Origin of the sequence: Verrucomicrobium sp. BvORR034, assembly GCF_000739635.1 — a bacterium.
GTDB lineage: Bacteria > Verrucomicrobiota > Verrucomicrobiia > Verrucomicrobiales > Verrucomicrobiaceae > Verrucomicrobium.
Genome location: NZ_BATQ01000067.1, coordinates 80,280 through 98,016 on the forward strand (window position 1 = coordinate 80,280; position 17,737 = coordinate 98,016).

General features: G+C 58.4%; 12 protein-coding genes. 7 read left to right on the top strand and 5 right to left on the bottom strand.

Annotation, left to right across the window (positions count from 1 at the left end; genetic code table 11):
* Positions 1 to 169: 169 nt before the first annotated feature.
* The 3 genes from BV034_RS12250 to BV034_RS12260 form a co-directional block, all read right to left on the bottom strand.
* Positions 170 to 1,330, bottom strand: a complete 1,161-nt coding sequence (locus BV034_RS12250; RefSeq protein WP_265592913.1) for a polymer-forming cytoskeletal protein — start codon at positions 1,328 to 1,330, stop codon at positions 170 to 172.
* A 138-nt stretch (positions 1,331 to 1,468) separates the two neighbouring features.
* Positions 1,469 to 1,987 carry a polymer-forming cytoskeletal protein gene (locus tag BV034_RS12255; protein ID WP_265592914.1) on the bottom strand — a complete coding sequence of 173 codons (519 nt, stop codon included), beginning with the start codon at positions 1,985 to 1,987 and terminating at the stop codon, positions 1,469 to 1,471.
* Positions 1,988 to 2,068: 81 nt separating this feature from the next.
* Complete coding sequence (locus tag BV034_RS12260) at positions 2,069 to 3,508, bottom strand: FAD-dependent oxidoreductase (protein WP_050027300.1); 1,440 nt, start codon at positions 3,506 to 3,508, stop codon at positions 2,069 to 2,071.
* A 241-nt stretch (positions 3,509 to 3,749) separates the two neighbouring features.
* Here BV034_RS12260 and gyrB point away from each other — a divergent pair, with 241 nt between their 5' ends.
* The 5 genes from gyrB to BV034_RS35980 all read left to right on the top strand — a co-directional run bounded on the left by gyrB (position 3,750) and on the right by BV034_RS35980 (position 11,859).
* Positions 3,750 to 6,353 carry a DNA topoisomerase (ATP-hydrolyzing) subunit B gene (gyrB, locus tag BV034_RS12265; protein ID WP_050027301.1) on the top strand — a complete coding sequence of 868 codons (2,604 nt, stop codon included), beginning with the start codon at positions 3,750 to 3,752 and terminating at the stop codon, positions 6,351 to 6,353.
* Between the two features lie 83 nt (positions 6,354 to 6,436).
* Positions 6,437 to 9,088: a DNA gyrase subunit A gene (gene gyrA / locus BV034_RS12270; protein WP_265592915.1), complete on the top strand. Its 2,652-nt coding sequence runs from the start codon at positions 6,437 to 6,439 to the stop codon at positions 9,086 to 9,088.
* A gap of 236 nt (positions 9,089 to 9,324) precedes the next feature.
* Positions 9,325 to 11,025, top strand: coding sequence for a hypothetical protein (locus tag BV034_RS12275; protein ID WP_050027302.1), 1,701 nt, complete (start codon positions 9,325 to 9,327; stop codon positions 11,023 to 11,025).
* Between the two features lie 229 nt (positions 11,026 to 11,254).
* Positions 11,255 to 11,629, top strand: coding sequence for a DUF2237 domain-containing protein (locus BV034_RS12280; protein ID WP_038170358.1), 375 nt, complete (start codon positions 11,255 to 11,257; stop codon positions 11,627 to 11,629).
* Between the two features lie 101 nt (positions 11,630 to 11,730).
* On the top strand, positions 11,731 to 11,859 hold the full coding sequence (locus BV034_RS35980; protein ID WP_265592916.1) for a hypothetical protein: 129 nt from the start codon (positions 11,731 to 11,733) through the stop codon (positions 11,857 to 11,859).
* Between the two features lie 1,231 nt (positions 11,860 to 13,090).
* Here the strand turns inward: BV034_RS35980 and BV034_RS12285 are convergent.
* Together BV034_RS12285 and BV034_RS12290 are read right to left on the bottom strand one after the other, a co-directional pair.
* Positions 13,091 to 14,122 (bottom strand): N-acetylmuramoyl-L-alanine amidase-like domain-containing protein, encoded by a 1,032-nt coding sequence (locus BV034_RS12285; protein ID WP_081887762.1) that lies wholly within the window; start codon positions 14,120 to 14,122, stop codon positions 13,091 to 13,093.
* A 17-nt stretch (positions 14,123 to 14,139) separates the two neighbouring features.
* The gene (locus BV034_RS12290; protein ID WP_081887763.1) at positions 14,140 to 14,742 is read right to left on the bottom strand and encodes a TPM domain-containing protein; all 603 of its coding nucleotides are present in this window, start codon (positions 14,740 to 14,742) and stop codon (positions 14,140 to 14,142) included.
* Positions 14,743 to 14,839: 97 nt separating this feature from the next.
* On the opposite strand from BV034_RS12290, the gene fabG reads away from it, so the two are divergent.
* Positions 14,840 to 15,586, top strand: coding sequence for a 3-oxoacyl-[acyl-carrier-protein] reductase (fabG, locus tag BV034_RS12295; protein ID WP_050027305.1), 747 nt, complete (start codon positions 14,840 to 14,842; stop codon positions 15,584 to 15,586).
* Between the two features lie 534 nt (positions 15,587 to 16,120).
* Positions 16,121 to 17,725 carry a GAF domain-containing sensor histidine kinase gene (locus BV034_RS12300; RefSeq protein WP_265592917.1) on the top strand — a complete coding sequence of 535 codons (1,605 nt, stop codon included), beginning with the start codon at positions 16,121 to 16,123 and terminating at the stop codon, positions 17,723 to 17,725.
* Positions 17,726 to 17,737: the final 12 nt, after the last annotated feature.

A 17,737-nucleotide genomic window follows, 5' to 3' on the forward strand; every position in this document is an offset into this window, starting at 1 on the left:
AAAAACCCGAGCCGAGTGGCATTGGGCTCAACAGGCAGCTAAAAATTGTGATCCATGCCGCCAGGTCCTGCTTTGGCGCGGTTGAGCCGAACCGGAGCGTCCCGGGAGGGGGTGTCCAGACTGCCCGAAAAAAACGAACCCGAAGCAGATGCTTCGGGTTCGAAAATCGTCAGGGGGTGGATTTGGGGGCTGGGCCGCAGCCCGTGACCAGCGATGAAGCGCTGACCTGGCGTGGCGCGCTGGGTTCCACTTTTGGCTCTACCCGGAGAATATTCATGGAGCCGTCGAGCTCGCCACCGGGATCAATGCCGATGGAGCGGGCGGTGACGTCACCCTGAACACTGCCGGTACCTGTGAGCAGGACCCGGCCGGTGCATTGGATGCTTCCGATGACCTTGGCCTGGATCTCGACTTCGGCGGCCTGGATGGTTCTCGCGAACTGGACCTCGCTGCCTTTTTCGATCACCAGCCGATTGCACCGCACTTCACCTTCGATCAAGCCGGAGGTCTTGAGCGTGATGTCCCCGCTGCAAAAGAGGCTGGCATTCACCTGGCCCTGCTGCACGCGAAGGTCGCGGCAGCGGATTTCGGTGGTCTTCACAACGCCGTTGCGGCGGATCAGCACATCGCCACGGGTGTCGATCGGGGTGCTGTAGTCGAGATTGATGTCGAAATCCTCCATGCAGATCGTGGCGGAGCACGAGGGGCAGGTGGTGGATTTGGCGGAACGACCGACCTTGAACTTGTGCTGGCACTTTCCGCACTCGACTTCCTTGAAGTACTGCTGGCGGTAGTAGCCTTGCTCCTTCATTTTCTGGAAAGTGCTCTGGGCCATGGGACCCTGCACCTCGCCAGTAGGCTTGGGGCGTTCGGCTTTTTCTGAAATTTCTGTGCGCTGCAGGTAAGCCGGCTTTTTGAGCGCGGCGAGTCCAAGTGGCTGAGGCGCAGGGACCTGCGGCTGGGGCTGAGGTCGCTGACGGAGTCCGGTGCGCGTTTGAGCGCCAGTATACAGTGATGGTGCTGCAGGTTCAGCTTCCTTGAAGCCCATCATATCGCCGAGACCCAGAGGCAATTCCTCCTGAAGAGGGCCATCGGTCGGGAGGAGCGCCTTGAATTCTTCCTGAGCCTGAGTCTCAGGCTGGGATGGCAGGGTCTCCGGGGTGGCGGGGGCGTCTGGCTTCCTTAGCTCGGCCAGGAGGGGATCCTTGGCCGACGCATCCATCACCGCAGGAAAGACTGCGCTGGGATTCGGGTTGCACTGGGACGAGGCAATCGCACGCTGCTTTTCGATTCGCAGGTGCTCCCCGCACTTCTTGCAGAAGGTCGTCACCACCAGACGCGGCTCACGCTGAGCCGCGCCACAAATGGGGCAAGTGACTTCGATTTGATTTTTTGAGAGTGCGGATTTCTCGTCTTTCGGTTCTCTGACTAGAAATTTTCCAAGCACGTCTTTAGAAAGGGTTGGGGATTAGGGCTTCTGAGGGCCACCCGCGCCGCTGTTCGCTGCCTTGGCGGCAGCGCCTTTGCCCACCTGGGACCGGCCCAGGAAAGTGGCTCCTTCTTCAATCGCCAAGGTTGCTGCGGTCACGTCGCCCACCAGTACGGCATTCGACTTGAGTTCACAACGTTCTTGTACGGTTATATTGCCTTCGACTTTTCCGAAAAGGGTTACTGCGCGAGTTTTGATCTCGCCTTTGATCAACGCATTTTCGCCAACGGTCAATGCGCCATCTGAACTGACTTCACCTTCAATCTTTCCGTCGATGATCAGGTCGTGAGAAAATTTAATGGATCCTTTGATTTCGACGTCGTTGGCGAGAACGTTCTTGCTGGTGGTCATGAGTGGTTGGGTTGACGATCTTGGCGATTGTGTTGTGGGAGAGGGGGATTGTGCTGCGCCGGAGTGGGCAGGAGAAGCGGCGGAAATATCGCTGCGCCGTTCATCTTTCATGCCTTCCGTGGGTTGTCCGATAATTTGTTTCAGCATTAGGAAAAAGTAATCATTCTGAGGGAAGGGTGTCAATCAATCACTCGGATGTTTTTGAGGCCCATGGAGTTATTTCTTTGGTCAAATTTTCGCATCCATTTGTTCTGCAATCTCCTCTGCGGGATAAGTCCATATTTCACTAAGTGTTGGATGGTAGTGGGGAGCGGTTGCCACCTGGGCTGCAGTGGCGCCAAGGTGCATGGCCATAGCGATTTCGTGGATGAGTTCAGTGGCTTCTGGACCCACTACAGAGCCGCCCAAAATCTCTCCTGTTTCAGGGTCACCCAACAACTTCACAAAGCCTTCCATCTCATCCATCACCATGGATTTGCCATGGTCATTGAAGGGATAGCTGGCGACGAGATAAGGTACGCGTTTTTCACGTGCTTCTGTCTCTGAAAGTCCCACAACAGCAACTTGTGGATGAGTGAAGACTCCAAAGAGTTTGCAACGATAATCCATGCGGTGTTTGGAGGGCTGGTTCTTCAGCGTGCTTGCTGCGTTTTTCGCTGCAACTTCGCCTTGTTGAATCGCGAGGTGCACCACTTCCAAAGGACCCGTCACATCACCTGCGGCGAAAACACGTGGATGGCTTGTGAACATTTCTGGAGAAACCGGAATTTGCCCTTTTCGATCCAACTCAATGCCGATGTTTCCAGCTTCCAAATTGGCTGTTGCCGGGGTTCTTCCCAGAGCCACTAAAATTTCCGCAGCTTCAGACACTTGTTCCGCTCCGGCGTGCTGAAAATACACGCGCTTTTTGCCATCCGGAGCAGTTTCCATACGAAGGAGACGCGTGCCGCAGAAAATGCCCATACCGCGTCTCTCAAACGCACCATGGACCACGGCGGCGAGATCGGTGTCCATACCGGTGAGCAGGTGGGGGCTGCGTTGGATCACCGACACTTCGCGGCCGATTCCCTCCAGGTAGTGCGCCATTTCCAAGGCAATGGCACCGCCGCCCAGCACGGCGAACGAGGAGGGGGTGTCCTCCGCGTCCAGAAGCGTGTCGCTCGTCCAGTACCCCGTTTCCTGGAGGCCGGGTACGGAGGGCACATTGATGACCGATCCGGTGGCGATCAAGGCTGTCCCGGCCGTCAGGCGGCGGATCTGGCCGTCCTTGAGCGTGACCTTGAGATTCACGGCATCGTCAGGGGATTCGGCAAACTGGGCCATTCCGCGAATGACGGTGAATCTGCCATCGTTGATCTGCTGCTGGCGATACCCGGCAAAATCGGCGATCAAGTGCCGTTTCCGCTGGCGTATGACCCGGGTGTCCACCCCTTGGGAGGTTGCTTGCAGGCCGAAAGAGGCAGCATTCCGGATGACGAGGTTGCGGTTGGCGGATTCGATGAGGGTTTTGCTGGGCATGCAGCCCCGCAGAATGCAGAGCCCGCCGAGCTCTTCTGCGCCGTCGATGATGGCGGTTTTCAGGCCCAGGGCGACGGCGGTGCGGGCGGCGGCGTAACCGGCGCTGCCGCCACCTAAAACGGCGAAATCGAAGTCGGTATCGGGGTGCATGGGAGGGTATGTAACGGCGTTCTGGATACGAACCAGCGGAAACAAGGGGAACAGAGGGTGTTTTCCCGGGAAAAACCACCAGTTTTCCCGCCCAAAACCGTAAAAAAAATTGGCGCTCTTGTGCCCGCTCGCTAAACTGATCTACCCCGCTGGCGGCGCTTAATTTGCGGCATGGCACGATGGTTTGCCTGCTCGCGACCGCAGCGCTCATTTCGGGGTCGGTATTTTGAGCCAACGACCCATGTCCGACGACAATAACACCCCTGAGATCTTCAACACCGGCATCGCTGACAATCAGGCCTACGGTGCGGAGCAAATTGACAAACTCGAGGGCCTGGAGGCGGTTCGCAAGCGACCGGGAATGTACATTGGTGACCCGGACGAGCGAGGCCTCCACCACTGCGTCTTTGAGGTGCTGGACAACTCGATTGACGAGCATCTGGCCGGCTTCTGCAAGACCATCACAGTGACGATTCATTCAGACGGATCCTGCTCGGTGGAAGACGACGGACGCGGAATTCCGGTGGAAGTTCACCCGAAGTTCGGCATTCCCACGGTGGAGCTAGTGATGACGAACCTGCACGCCGGCGGCAAGTTCGGTCAGGGAGCATACAAGTACTCTGGTGGTCTCCACGGCGTGGGTGCCAAGTGCGTGAACGCTCTTTCCGAGTGGTTCAAAGCCGAGGTGTTCCGTGATGGCAAGGTGTATGCCATCTCCTTCGCTCGTGGCAAAACCGTCGAACCGCTCACGGTGGTGGGCGATTTGGAAGACCCCACCCGGACGGGCACAAAGATCACGTTCTTTCCTGATGCCGAAATCTTCACGATCACCACGGAGTTTCGTTTCGAGTTGCTGGTCAACCGGCTTCGCGAGCTTGCTTTCCTGAACCCAGGGGTGATCATCGTGCTGCGGGATGAGCGGCCTGAGCCCATCCGCGAGGAGACTTTCTTCTACAAGTTCGGCGTGGTCGAGTTTGTGGTGCAGCTTGGCGACAACAAAACGCTGGTTCATGACAAGCCGGTGGTGCTGCGCGGACAGCGCTCCGTCGAGGTGGAAGATAAGCAGGACATCTGCTTTGTGGACTGTGTGCTGCAGTATAACGACAGCTACTCGGAGCAGATGCTGTGCTTTGCCAACAGCATCCCGAACCCGGACGGCGGCACGCACTTGAGCGGCTTCCGCAGTGCCATGACACGGGCGATCAACCAGTTCGCAAAAGCGAACAAAATGGTGAAGGAGAGCGATCCGCCGATCACCGGGGAAGACTGCCGCGAAGGCATGGTGTGCATCCTTTCTGTGAAGCTGCCGAACCCGCGCTTCAATTCCCAGACCAAGGGGAAACTGGTGAACGGGGAAGTGGAGGGTGCGGTGAGCAGCGTGGTTTACGAGGGGATGCAGCAGTACCTGGATGAGAATCCAGGGGTGGCCAAGCGCATCATCGACAAGATTCTCACGGCAGCCCGGGCGCGTGAAGCCGCCCGCAAGGCGCGCGAAACGGTGCGCAAGAGCGTGATGACCGGCGGCGGTCTCCCTGGCAAGCTGGCGGACTGCACGGAGCGCGATCCCGCGAAGAGCGAACTCTTCATCGTGGAAGGTGACTCCGCCGGTGGCTCCGCCAAGGTGGGCCGCGACCGCCGCGTGCAGGCCATCCTGCCGCTGCGAGGCAAGCTGATCAACGTGGAGAAGGCGCGGCTCGACAAGGCGCTGCAGAACCGCGAAATCCAGGCGATGATCACCGCAATCGGCACCGGGATCGGTGACGGTGCGGACGAAGGCAGCTTCCGGCTCGACAAGGCCCGCTACCACAAGATCATCATCATGACCGATGCTGACGTGGACGGCTCGCACATCCGCACACTGTTGCTCACCTTCTTCTGCCGCCAGATGCCCGAGCTGGTGCGCCGTGGCTACATCTACATCGCCCAGCCGCCGCTCTACCTCGTGAAGCGCCGCAAGCGCGAAGAATATGTGCAGGACGACGGGGAGTTGAACCACATCCTCATCGACCTGGGCGCGGAAGAAGTGCGCCTGCGAGTGCTCACGGATTCGGGTGAGAATCCGATGATGGAGAAAGACAAGCTGAAGCCCATCCTGGACCTGCTGTCCCGCCTCTCGCGGTTCAATGAAGTGATCCGGCGCAACGGGGGCGACTTTGAAAAGTACATCCAGTGCCGGGATCAGGAGACCGGGGCAATGCCCGCCTTCCTGGTGCGCATTCGCGATGGCAATGAGGAGATGGTGAGTTATTTCCTGGGTGACCGGGAGCTTGCCGAGTTCGCCCACGCCAATGCCGACCTGGGCCTCTTTGGTCGCTCCATCGAGCCAGCTCCCGTGGTGGCTGGAGCCGAGGGCGCAGAAGGTGCCGAACCTGCGGTGGCAGAGAAGCCGGCCGTGAAGGACGGACGGACTCGTCGCGCCCGGCTCGTGGAGATCCACGAGGCAAACTCCATCAAGAAGCTCCTGGGGCAGCTCTCTGAGCTGGGCCTCTCCCTGGACCACTACAGCAGCCAGGACAAGCCGTTGTTTGAACTGGTGGAAGGTGAAGGGGACAATGCGAGAGTTCACCCCGTGTTCAGCGTGCCCGGCATTCTGGAAGGGGTGATGAACATCGGCCGCCGTGGCCTTGAAATCCGCCGATTCAAAGGTCTGGGGGAAATGAACGCCAAGGAGCTCTACACGACCACCATGGAACAGAAGACGCGCAAACTGTTGAGGGTGCGCCTCAATGAGGAGAACGAGATCGAGGCGGACCGCATCTTCACGATTCTCATGGGGGACGTCGTGGAGCCCCGCAAGATCTTCATTGAAGAGAACGCGCTCAATGTGCGCAACCTGGACGTGTGACAGACGCCCGGCTGACCATCTGACCCCGCAGAGCTGCCGGTGAGACCGGCGTTCTCTGCACCGACATCGCACTGCTTTTTCCTGTGAGCGAAGACAACATCAAGCCCATCAACGTAGAAGAGGAACTCAAAGGTTCTTTCCTCGACTACTCCATGTCCGTCATCATTTCGCGCGCCCTGCCCGACGTGCGAGACGGACTCAAGCCGAGCCAGCGCCGCATTCTGTATGCGATGCACGAGCTCTCGCTCTATCCGCCGAAGAAGCACATGAAGTGTGCGAAGATCTGCGGTGACACCTCAGGGAACTACCACCCGCACGGGGAGGCGGTGATCTACCCCACCCTGGTAAACATGGCGCAGCCGTGGTCCATGCGGGATCCGCTGGTGCATCCGCAGGGAAACTTCGGTTCAGTCGAAGGTGACCCTCCGGCAGCCATGCGTTATACGGAGGCCCGGCTCACCCATTTGGGCGGGCACCTCATGGACGACATGGAGAAGGAGACGGTGGATTTCGTCCCCAACTATGACGAACGTCTCACCGAGCCGGTGGTGTTTCCCGCCGCGTTCCCGAACCTGCTGATCAACGGCGGCACCGGCATCGCCGTGGGCATGGCCACGAACCTGCCTCCGCACAATCTGCGGGAGATTGTGGATGGCATTTGCGCGCAGATCGACAATCCTGCCATCACCCTGCAGGGACTGATGCAGTACGTGCGAGGCCCAGACTTCCCCACCGGTTGTACTCTTCTGGGGACCGCAGGTATTCGTGACTACTTTGAGTCTGGTCATGGCTCGCTGCGTATCCGCGGCCATGCAGAAATCTCGGAAACGGGCACGAAGCCCCAGATCATCATCACTGCCATTCCGTATGGTGTGAACCGCGCGGAACTGTGCAAACGCATTGGCGAGCTGGCCTCTGAGAAGATCATCCCGGAAGTGACGGCCATCCGCGACGAGTCGGATGAAAATACCCGTGTGGTGGTGGATCTGCGTCGTGAAGCCCGCCCCCAGGTGGTGCTGAACAATCTCTATAAGCAGACCTCGCTGGAGACGACCTTCTCCGTGCACATGCTGGCGATCGACAACCGTCGTCCGCGCCTGCTTTCGCTGAAAGATGCGATCAGTTGCTACATCGAGCACCGCCGCGAAGTGATCATTCGCCGCACGAAGTACCTTCTCAAGCAGGCGGAGATCGATGCAGAGAAGCTGGAGGCGCTCCTGTTGGCGCTGAGCCAGCTTGATGACTTCATCAAAATGATCCGCACGGCTTCGAGCCGTGACGAGGCGGAAAGCCGGATCAAGGCCTACACCTTCACCTTGGAAGCCGCCCAGTCGCTGGGGATCCTGATCCGCTCCCAACCGAGCATTCGCAGTGGCCGGTATGTCTTCACAGACCTTCAGGTGAAGCACATCCTCGACCTGCGCCTCTATCAACTGACGGCGCTGGAGCGGACAAAGCTTCAGGCTGACTACGAGGCTCTGCTCAATACCATCACGGACCTGATGGACATCCTGGCGAAGGAGAGCCGAGTGCTCACCATCATCAAGGATGAACTGGGCAACATCCGCGCCAAGTACGGCACCGAGCGTCTCACCAAGATCGAAGCCGCGGAAGGCGAGATCAACATTGAGGACCTCATCGCCAACGAGCGCAATATCGTTACCATCACGCACCGTGGCTTCGTCAAGCGCACGCTGGCCAGCGAGTTCCGCACGCAGGCACGCGGAGGCAAGGGCCTGAAAGGCATGGAGACGCGGGAGGCGGCGGGTGAAGATGATGCTGCCGACTTTGTGGAGCACCTCTTTGCCGCGAGCGCGCATGACTATTTGATGTTCTTCACCAACACCGGTCGTGTGTATGTGGAGCGTGTTTATCAGGTTCCTGAAATGGCGCGAACTGGCAAGGGGCGAAGCATCAAGAACCTGCTCAATCTCCGCGCAGAGGAGAAAATCGCTGCTGTGCTCCGTCTCGAAGCGGACAGTGACCACGATGAGGGCGTGTGGCGCTCTGACCGCTTTGTCCTGTTTGCGACCAAGGATGGCACGGTGAAGAAGACCGAGCTGGCCGACTTCAAGAACATCCGCAAAGACGGGATCATCGCAGTGAAGCTGGATGAAGGAAATGACCTGATCCAGGTCATCCTCACCAATGGCTCCAGTGAGATCTGCCTCGTCACCAGTGAGGGCATGTGCGTGAAGTGTGAGGAAACGGACATCCGCCCCATGGGCCGCGCTGCCGCCGGGGTGATGGGCATTCGCCCAGGTGAGACCGACCATGTCGTCTCCCTGACGGCGGTGGATGAGACGGCACAGCTTTTGGTGGTATCGGAGAACGGCTTGGGCAAACGCACGCCGTTTGAAGAATATCGCAAGACCAACCGTGGTGCTAAAGGCGTGACCACCATGAACGTGACCGAGAAGACCGGCAACGTGGTGGCGGCCATGGCGGTGCATGAAGAAGACGAGCTCATGCTCATGACCAGCAGCGGCCAGAGCGTGCGAATCCGGGTGGCGGACATTCGCCAGACGGGCCGCAATGCCCAGGGCGTGAAGCTCATGAACCTGAGCGAAGGCGAAACCATTCAGGATGTGGCCAAGGTCATCCCCGACGACGAAGAGAAAGTCGAAGGTGAAATCTTGGGTGCTGAGGGTGGAACTCCTGCCGCCGAGGGGGCTGGTGAAGGCGGAAGCCAGGGGGATGGGCCGCCTGCGTCGTCAGCAGCGCCAACCGAGTGATCGGTCTTCGTGATCGGCAAAGTTAACGAGAGCGCACGCCTTCTATTCCAATCTCGCCCGACCAGCGCCCCCGCTGTTCGGGCGATTTTCGTTTTAGTCACCCGTCGTTCGCTCGCAGGCGCTCGAGTGCGCTCCCAGCAGAGACGCCGCGATGGAGGAAGTTTCTCCGCACTTTTGCGGTATTCTCTCGATAGACGAGCAGCGGCCCGACGCGCTACAGTTCCCGTACTTCTGTCATGAGCAAATTTCCACTGAGCAGATTTTCCTTTATGGACAGGCTTTTGTCGCCTGGCGACGTCGAGGCACTCGCGACATCGCTGGTGGACATTCCCGGATACAGCCAGTTCCCCGGTGGCGATGGTTGGGATGAAGAATTCATCCCATTGAACTTCAAGGCGCTCGACTCGTTTGTGAGTTCTGTTCCGATTGGAGTAATGGCCGAACGTGCCTCTGAAGTCTATCGGCGTCGGGGGGAGACCAGCCTGAATCTTCGTTACCGTTTACAGGCCGGTTTGGTCTCAGCCTCCCACATTCGGCGGTGGATCGATCTTGTGAAGGCTCGACACGATGTCCAGCACTCTGTCCAGTTCAAAGTGTGGGCCTCGCCATCCAAGCAGCTTGGCACCTTGGAGTTGAGCATCTCGATGTCTTGGGATCACAACGACTGTTTTGCGGTGCATTGGATGAAGGGGTTCTCGACATCCGAAGCCGAAGCCGCCACTGGTCGTGCTTTCGGTGAATATGAAAAGGAAGTGAGTGAACTCCTTTCCGGCTGTTATTCAAAGTTGAAACTACAGGGGGCGGGTATCACGGAAAGAGGAACGTTTTTTTCGGAGGGGAAGACTGATGTCGCAGCTTTCTGGGATGCGATGCTTGGCATTGACTGGTTGCGTCCGGCTTTGCTCAAGACGGAGATCTGGCCCTGGCTCATCATTGACTATGCGGAGGGAGTGGTAAGCGCCAAGTCTGCGCTGGCATCGGTAAAGGAACTTGCTGGCGTAATGGAAAGTTCATGTGGTGCACTGCCGGGATCCACCTGCCTGAACTGGCGGGGATTTCGGCAACTCCATCCCGAGTGGCTAAAGATGGGGGCCTTCGTAGCTGGAATGGAGCCCACTCACTTTCCTGTTGAGATGCCGCTGGGATATATCAGCACCACCAAGTCGGGCTCCAGCCGCGTTCCTCTGCTCTTGTACACATTTGAGGCCGGTTCGGTCCTTGCAGTGAGAGGAGGCAATGACAAACTGAGGACTACTTTGTCTCAGCACTTTGGTGCGCCATGGGTTAAGGGGGAGGCTCCCATCCGTATTTCTGGGAAACTTGGGACACCTCCATTCGATGAGCCGCCCCCCGATTGGAAGGTGCCTGCGGTTGCTCGCAAGATTCCTCCCTTCTTCACACAAAAATCTGCCGAAAACGAGGAAGAGGAATTTGCCGAATTTTTGAAGGTGGCGCTAGATGTCGACTATCTGGAACATTATCCAGACGATGTCAGGGAGCGTGCCATCTCGGATTTTCGGGACGGCTATTCTCATGCCAGAATCCCGGACGAACGACTGAATGCGACGATCGAGCGCTGGCAAGAACCAGAGGAGTGGACGGAGGACCTGGCGACCCTCATCAATGAGATAGCGGAAGCGTCCTACGGGCTTTTCACTCCTAAGAACATCACGATTGAGTTTGAGGACGAGGAAGTTCCGCCGGACCCTGGTAGTGAGGTGCGAATTGGGTTCGACTTCGCGGGAAAGAAACATCAGTATGCGAATGAGTTCTATCACGGAGCCATTCCACACTTGTTGTTGCCGTTCCTGTGGCAGGTGATGGAGGAAAACTGCAATGGAGTCGCCTTGCGACAGATCTTCAAGGGGAAGGCTGGGTATGCCTTGTGCACCGCAGGCGCTCTTGAACGGCTGAAGAAGGCCCTGGATTTGGCCTAGGTCCCGCGAACGCACAAAACCGCTCAACGATCGTTCGAATTCAACAACGCCTTCCTTCGCCGGGTCATCCGGATGGAGGAAGGCGTTTAAACTTTGGGGACTTGTCGAATCAACTTGAAGTTGAGCATCCTTTTCCTGGCGGGCATGCGATGGTATATTGCCCGTGTATCTCCCGCTTAACGGTGGGAGACTGGTTTCGAACCTTTCGCACCTCTAATTTTCTGCTGCCATGCCAACCAACGTTCTGGGTACTGAACTGAAGTGTTGCTGCAAGAAGCCCCTGACCGGCTTTTACCGGGACGGCTACTGTCGCACTGGATCGGAAGACCGTGGCCTGCACACCGTCTGTGCGGTGATGACGGATGATTTTCTCCTGTTCTCGAAAGCCTGTGGGAATGACTTGCTGACCCCGGTGCCGGAGTGGGGATTCAACGGCCTGAAGAACGGGGACAAGTGGTGCCTCTGCATTACCCGCTGGAAAGAGGCGTTGGAGGCGGGATGGGCGCCGGATGTGGTGCTGGAAGCCACCCACATGTCGGCGCTGGAGTTTGTCTCGCTGGAGGATCTCAAGAAGTTTGAGTACAAGGACCAGGAGGCGAAGTAGGGTGGGGCTGAGACTAGAGGCCTTTGGTCGCTAGGCTAGGCGCCTCTTCTGGCACCCCTTCAGGGTGCAATCGTTTGTGCGAGATTCCAGGGGCAGGGCTCGTGAAACTCGCCCGGCCCCTGGCTACCGTCTGGGATGCCTTCGGCATGGTTGACCGCCCGGCGGATGGTGAACAAGGAAACTCGCCCAGCCTCTGGCTATTGTCTGAGGATGCCTTCGGTATGTACTGATCGCGTCGAGAGAGGAGCCAGAACTCAACAGGAAAGGTGGACAAGTCATCGCACCTGGAAGAGGGGCGAGGGCGTCGATGCTGAAACTGTGCAGGCAAAGGGACCTCGCTGGCATCCCCTCCGGGATGCAATACTCATTTTGATCCTCCGGAGGTGTCAGTCGCTACGCTCCCTCAACCTCCGGCTAAGGGCTTTGATGCCTCCGGCATCGGGAAGCCCGGAGGCAAAAAAGCATGGGAAGGCCTAGTACCTCGAGAGATTTTTCGCTACTGGGTGGCCATCCTTCCTTCATGCCGAAGCCATTTGAGACGGTAGCCAGAGGTTGAGCGAAGCGATGCCCTTGGAGGGCGTGGTACAATGAATGCATCTTGGAGGGGTGCAAGAATCGTTGCTGGGAGGAACACGCTTTCTGGCGTCCCTTCAGGGGCAATCGTTTGTGCGAGTTTCCTGGGGCTGGGCTCGTCAAATTCGCCCGACCCCTGGCTGCCTTCTGGGATGCCTTCGGCATGCAACGTTCGTATCGGGAAGGGGGCCAGAAGTTTGAAGCGAGGTTCAGAGGCCATGGCGTGGCCGCATTGTGGGATGAGGACCGTAGGGAATGGGAATTTCGTCTCCAGGTAGCTTGGACGGTTTGTTGAACTCCGTTGGAGTTCCAGTGCTACTCTATCGATACCCGGGGTGGCGACCGCTTCGCGGTCTGACCCCGGGCTCTTATGTATCACGCCGTTGGCGTGGAGCGCTTGGTGGGAGGTTGATGGCGTTCCGTACCCCTGAGGGTGAGCATGGCAAAGTACATGGACATCTGAAGGGGATCGAGCATGTGCATGTGCTTGTGCTTGCGAGTATCTGGAACGTGCCGTTTTCGCCTGCCACGCTGCGAGTCACGACAGTGTCTTGGAGTACGTGCGGCTCGACGCCGCTTTGGTGGCCCTTGTGATTTCCATGTTGTGAACATCGACAACAGGGAGGATTGGGCTGCTGCAATTCGTACGCGGCCGTAGTCAAGGCGTGCTGGTTTTTGCTGTCCAAGGAGCGGCGGTTTGTGCTTGCACAACCGCCGGAGTTGGCCGGAGCGGAATTGATCCCAAGTCTGCAAGCAGCAATTGGGCCTCACACGGCAGTCGGGTTTTTGTGGCCAATCGCTCCGCTTCCCATCGGCGGTTGTGCAAGCGCAAGCACAAACCGCCGCTCCTTGGTGGTGGGGGGGCGCTCAGGCTTTTGGTGACGCTGCTTACCCCTTTCTGGCGACCACCAGCGGGGGCATGCCGGTGATGTATTGGATGCGGTCGGCGTAGTGAGTGGGGTCAATGATCGTGGCCGTCCGGGGCAGGGCGCGGGCCACGATGATGCCGGAGTGAAATTTGAAGCGGTTCAGATAGGTGGAAAGGGAGTCATCCAGCACCACGGCTTTGTGGTTCTTGGAGGCGTGCATGAAGTGGAGCACACCGTCTTTCGTGCGGTACGCCATGCCCACATGGGAGCAGTGGCCGCCAGTCTGGTTGGTGACGATGCCGATGATGTCTCCATTTTGGAGGTTCTTCTCCATGGCGGCCACCTTGCTCTTCGGGATGTAGTTGAAGGGGAGGGCGCTTTCCCTCCGCTCGATGCGGCCCATTTCTGGCAGCATGGAGGGGTCGTTCTTCAGATAGCGGTAGCCTTTCCAGAGCACGGTCATCTCCTGACACTTTCTCCCGACCAGGGCGACGGTGGGGCCTACGTCTCCAGTGACGTTGAGCACATTCCCACGGGCTTCGTTGTCATACCACCACTCCGCCAGGTAGTGGATGCGTTCCAGATAGAAGCCGGTGCAGACGCCTCCTCGGTAGCGGGTCCACTCGATCTCGGCAAGGAGATCGCTGGGAGTGTAGGCGGGCTTGGGGGTCCCAATCATTCGAGCCAGACCGAGCGCGGTCTCGAAATAGGTCCAGCAGTCCAGGCCATTGAAGTTGCAGGAGGCGGACTCGATTTTGTTGTCGATCTCCAGTGTGTACCCGACGTACGGGGTGCCGCGGAGGGCCAGACCGAACTGGGCCACTCGCTCGCCCATGGGGAGTGCACGCCAATTCTCCCGGAGGGCTCGCGTCACCAAGGCTTGGAATTTGTCCTCTCCTTTGAAGGTGACCGACTGGGGCAGGTACTCGCGGGCCTGGGCCTGATACTGACCGATCATTCCCAGGAAAAAGGCGGCAAAAGCGCCCAGCGCGGTCTGGACGAGGCGGCTTCGGGAAACGGCGGACGAATGGGAAGGGGATCGTGGGGCCATAGGGCGAGGCTGGCTACTTAGTAGGCAAACTCTGCCTCCGTGCTCAATGGTGATGCGACTTTTTCTTCGTGGAGGCCGTAGATGGCGGGAATGGCTCGGCTGATGGCCGTCAGATGCAGGTCGACGTGCTCCAAGCAGGCCTGAAAGGCTCCGGCGGCATCTCCTCTGGCAAGCAGGGGCTGTGCCGATTGCACAATTTGCTCCAGAGTGGTCTGGTTTACGAAGGGCTCCAGGCCGTAACCCAGCATGCAGCACAGTTGCATCTGGTTCATTTCCAGCGTGAAGAGCACGATGCGGCAGTCGCCCCCTTTTTCCATGGCGCTGACCAGGCTGCCGCGATTGAGCAGCCAGAAAGTATAGGCGCGCAGGGGCACCTGAGGGGGGATCTGAAGGGTGACGCAGGCGAACTGAAGCTGAGGGAAACGTCGCTCCTTCTCGCGGATCATCTCCTGGAGCAGTGAGGTCTGGCCAGGGGTGAGCACGCCTGCCAGATCTGTGACGTCTGGTTGCAGCCGCGGCACCATGCCCAAGTGTTGCACGGCGATGGTGAGATCGAAGCTGCAATGCGGGCACGCCGGGGAGACTTCATGGAGGCTCTGTTGACAAACGGGGCACCGCATGGGGCGAGTGTAGCTGTCACAACTTCAAGAGCAAGAAGAAGGAAATGGTGCCGCATTCTGGGTTGCAAGCCCGCCCGGGCTTCGCTAATGACCCTGAATGAGCAAGCTCCTCAATCGAGTCGCAGTAGTTACCGGTGCCGGCCGTGGGATCGGTCGCGCCATCGCAGAACGTTTTGCCGCAGAAGGCGCCAAGGTTGCCATCGTCAGCCGCACGGAAAACAGTTCCCAAGGAGCCGCCGAGGCCATCAATGCCGCCTATCCCGGAGCCGCGAAGGCTTACGCTGTGGACGTGGCCGATGCCGCCGCCGTGCTGGCGATGGGCAAACAGGTGCTGGCCGATCTGGGTAGCGTGGACATTCTGGTGAACAACGCTGGCGTCACGCGCGATGGCCTGGCCCTACGCATGAGCGACGAGGATTGGGATGTCGTTCTTAACACCAACCTCAAAGGGGCGTTCAACCTCGTAAAGGCCTTCCAGCGCTCCATCCTGAAGTCAAAGACCGGGCGCATCATCAACGTGGCCAGCGTCATTGGTTTGATCGGCAATGCTGGCCAGTGCAACTATGCTGCGAGCAAGGCTGGCCTCATTGGCTTCAGCAAGTCTCTGGCGCGGGAGTTTGCAGGTCGTGCCGTCACTGTCAACGCCATTGCTCCGGGGTTCATCGTCACAGACATGACCAATGAACTGAACGACGCCCAGAAGGAAGGGGTGCTCAAGCAGATCCCGCTCGCCAGCTTCGGTGAGGCGGTGGACATCGCCAATGCCGCTGCCTTCCTCGCGAGCGACGAAGCACGCTACATCACGGGCCAGACGCTGGCGGTGGATGGCGGTATGGTGATGTAAAAAGGCCCAGTAATCCGGTAATTCCGCGAACCAGTAGTCCAGAACCTTAGCAATAAGGCAGTACGGTAGTTTGTCGCGCGGATTGATTTGCAAGGGCGGTTGTGTGTAAACGCTGCCGCCCTTTGTGCTGGGTAGGGAAGTTCAGGAAAGTCCAGGCGTGAATTTGTGTGTTTTTGTTTGCTTCATGCACTTACGCATCGTTTTTTTTGCGAATCGGCGCTGAAGGAATGGTTGGAGAGGGCGATCTGCAAGTGGTTGTCCATGAATGTGAAAAATTGGCGAGGCGATCCGAAGAGGGGTGGGGTAGTAGCGGTTTGTAAGTATGCCTTAACCAACAATGTGTTGACAAACATTGTGTAGGTTGTTCGATGTGAGGGTATATTGATTTGATGCTGGGTGCCGTGCCATTGGGCTTTTGCGCGTGTCATGAAGGCGGAATCTAACAGGGACGTTGAAAGCCGATTTGCCCGGCTTGCTGTGGCATTTGAAAACCTAAGGGCTGGAGGGCGGCCGCTTTGTTCGCTGGCAGTCAATTTGATCGGTCTCGCCTTCAGGGATCTGCCTCACCATGCGGCGGGTGGGCTGATTGTGCCTCAGATCGGGGATGGGGCGGGGCGAGAGCTGGAATTTCTGGTGGATGACGAAGATATGCTGGAGACGAGGTGCTGCGCGGCCCTGGAGAAGGTGCAGGAGCTTTGGTCGAGGATGGAACTGAAGGAACCTCGGCAGTGCAAGCTGGATCTGCCGACGGGAGGGGATGCGGTGCTGCTATTGACGCCAGTGGTTTCAGGATTTGACAACCCGATCGGCTGCTTCTGGGTGTTGGTGGATGAAAAGGTTCTGGAGAAGGCGCAGCCGCGTATCGAGTACGTGGCCACATATGTCTCCCGGGCGGTCAGGGCGGAGAAAGCCTGCGCGGCGATTGAGCAACTGTCCAGCCAGGACCTTAACGTGCCCAGTTCGTCCAACGCAATTGCTGATGCCGTGGCGGAGGCGGGGCGTCTGGCCTTGGCGGCGGCGGCGGTAGTGGTGTGGATTGTGGACAAATCCCGTGGAGCGTTGAAGACACGCGGTTTTGCCCTGGACCCGCCCGGACGGGTGCATCTGGACATGAACATCGGGGAGGGCATTGCTGGCAAGGCGGTCCAGAACGGGAAACCGGTGATGTTGAATGACCTGCTCGATGAAGACGAACTCAAGGAGAAGAGTTTGGGGGTGGCTCATCACCGGGATCTGGTGAAGCAGCGGAATTGGCGCGCGGCCATATTTGTACCGCTGGACATTGGTGGGGAGGCTGCGGGGGTGATTGCGGCTTATGCGAAGCGTCAGTTTGGCTTCTCTGAAATTGATCTACATATTCTACAGGCCTTTGCGAACCGCATGAGCGCGGGGCTGGCCAATGCGGATCGGATCCAGATGCTCACGGAGATGGAGCGTCGCATCATCCAGGCGGCACCGGCGATTGAGGCAGGAAGGCTGGCACTGGAGAATGTGCATGATGCGATAGAGCAACTCCTGCACGCGCAGAACTATTTGTCCACGGCGCTATACCAGGCCGCGCGCGGGGTGTCTGGTGTGCCGGAGATTGAGCAAGCCCTTGTGTGCGTGGACAAGGGCAAGAAGAGGATTCACTCTCTAACGAGGCTGGCCCGATTCAGCGAAGTCAGGAAGACGCGAGTGTCTCTGCGAGAGTTTCTGGACAGGGCAGTGGACCAGGTGAGGAATGAGGCCGCGAAGATACGGGTGAACGTCGAGGTAAAGTGCCCCCATGCGTGGCGTATTCGCGTGGATGAGGACAAACTGCAGCGGGTCTTTGCCAACCTCTTTGCGAACTCGCTGTGGTTTCTGGAGCGGGACACTAAGGGGATGCAGAAGCTGATTCGCATATCGGCGGAGCAGGTGGATGAGGGGCTGATGATCAAGTTTTATGACAACGGGCCAGGCATCGAGTCCTCCAAACTAGAGCGTGTATTTGACTACCTTTTCACCACGCGGATGCATGAGGGCATGGGACTGGGGTTGGCGATTGTGCGCCAATTGATCCACGCTCATGGCGGGACTGTGCGGGCGGCTTCCAAGTGGGGCTACCACACGGAGATGATCATCCATCTACCGGGAATGCAGGTCGAGTTTGCATAGAAGCATGTTCAG

What these genes read in the sequence shown, in the direction of transcription:
- gyrB (WP_050027301.1), top strand. Translation starts at nt 3,750, where the DNA reads ATGTCCGACGACAATAACACCCCTGAGATCTTCAACACCGGCATCGCT.
- fabG (WP_050027305.1), top strand. Translation starts at nt 14,840, where the DNA reads ATGAGCAAGCTCCTCAATCGAGTCGCAGTAGTTACCGGTGCCGGCCGT.
- BV034_RS12260 (WP_050027300.1), bottom strand. Translation starts at nt 3,508, where the DNA reads ATGCACCCCGATACCGACTTCGATTTCGCCGTTTTAGGTGGCGGCAGC.
- BV034_RS12275 (WP_050027302.1), top strand. Translation starts at nt 9,325, where the DNA reads ATGAGCAAATTTCCACTGAGCAGATTTTCCTTTATGGACAGGCTTTTG.
- BV034_RS12255 (WP_265592914.1), bottom strand. Translation starts at nt 1,987, where the DNA reads ATGCTGAAACAAATTATCGGACAACCCACGGAAGGCATGAAAGATGAA.
- BV034_RS12280 (WP_038170358.1), top strand. Translation starts at nt 11,255, where the DNA reads ATGCCAACCAACGTTCTGGGTACTGAACTGAAGTGTTGCTGCAAGAAG.
- BV034_RS12285 (WP_081887762.1), bottom strand. Translation starts at nt 14,122, where the DNA reads ATGGCCCCACGATCCCCTTCCCATTCGTCCGCCGTTTCCCGAAGCCGC.
- BV034_RS12290 (WP_081887763.1), bottom strand. Translation starts at nt 14,742, where the DNA reads ATGCGGTGCCCCGTTTGTCAACAGAGCCTCCATGAAGTCTCCCCGGCG.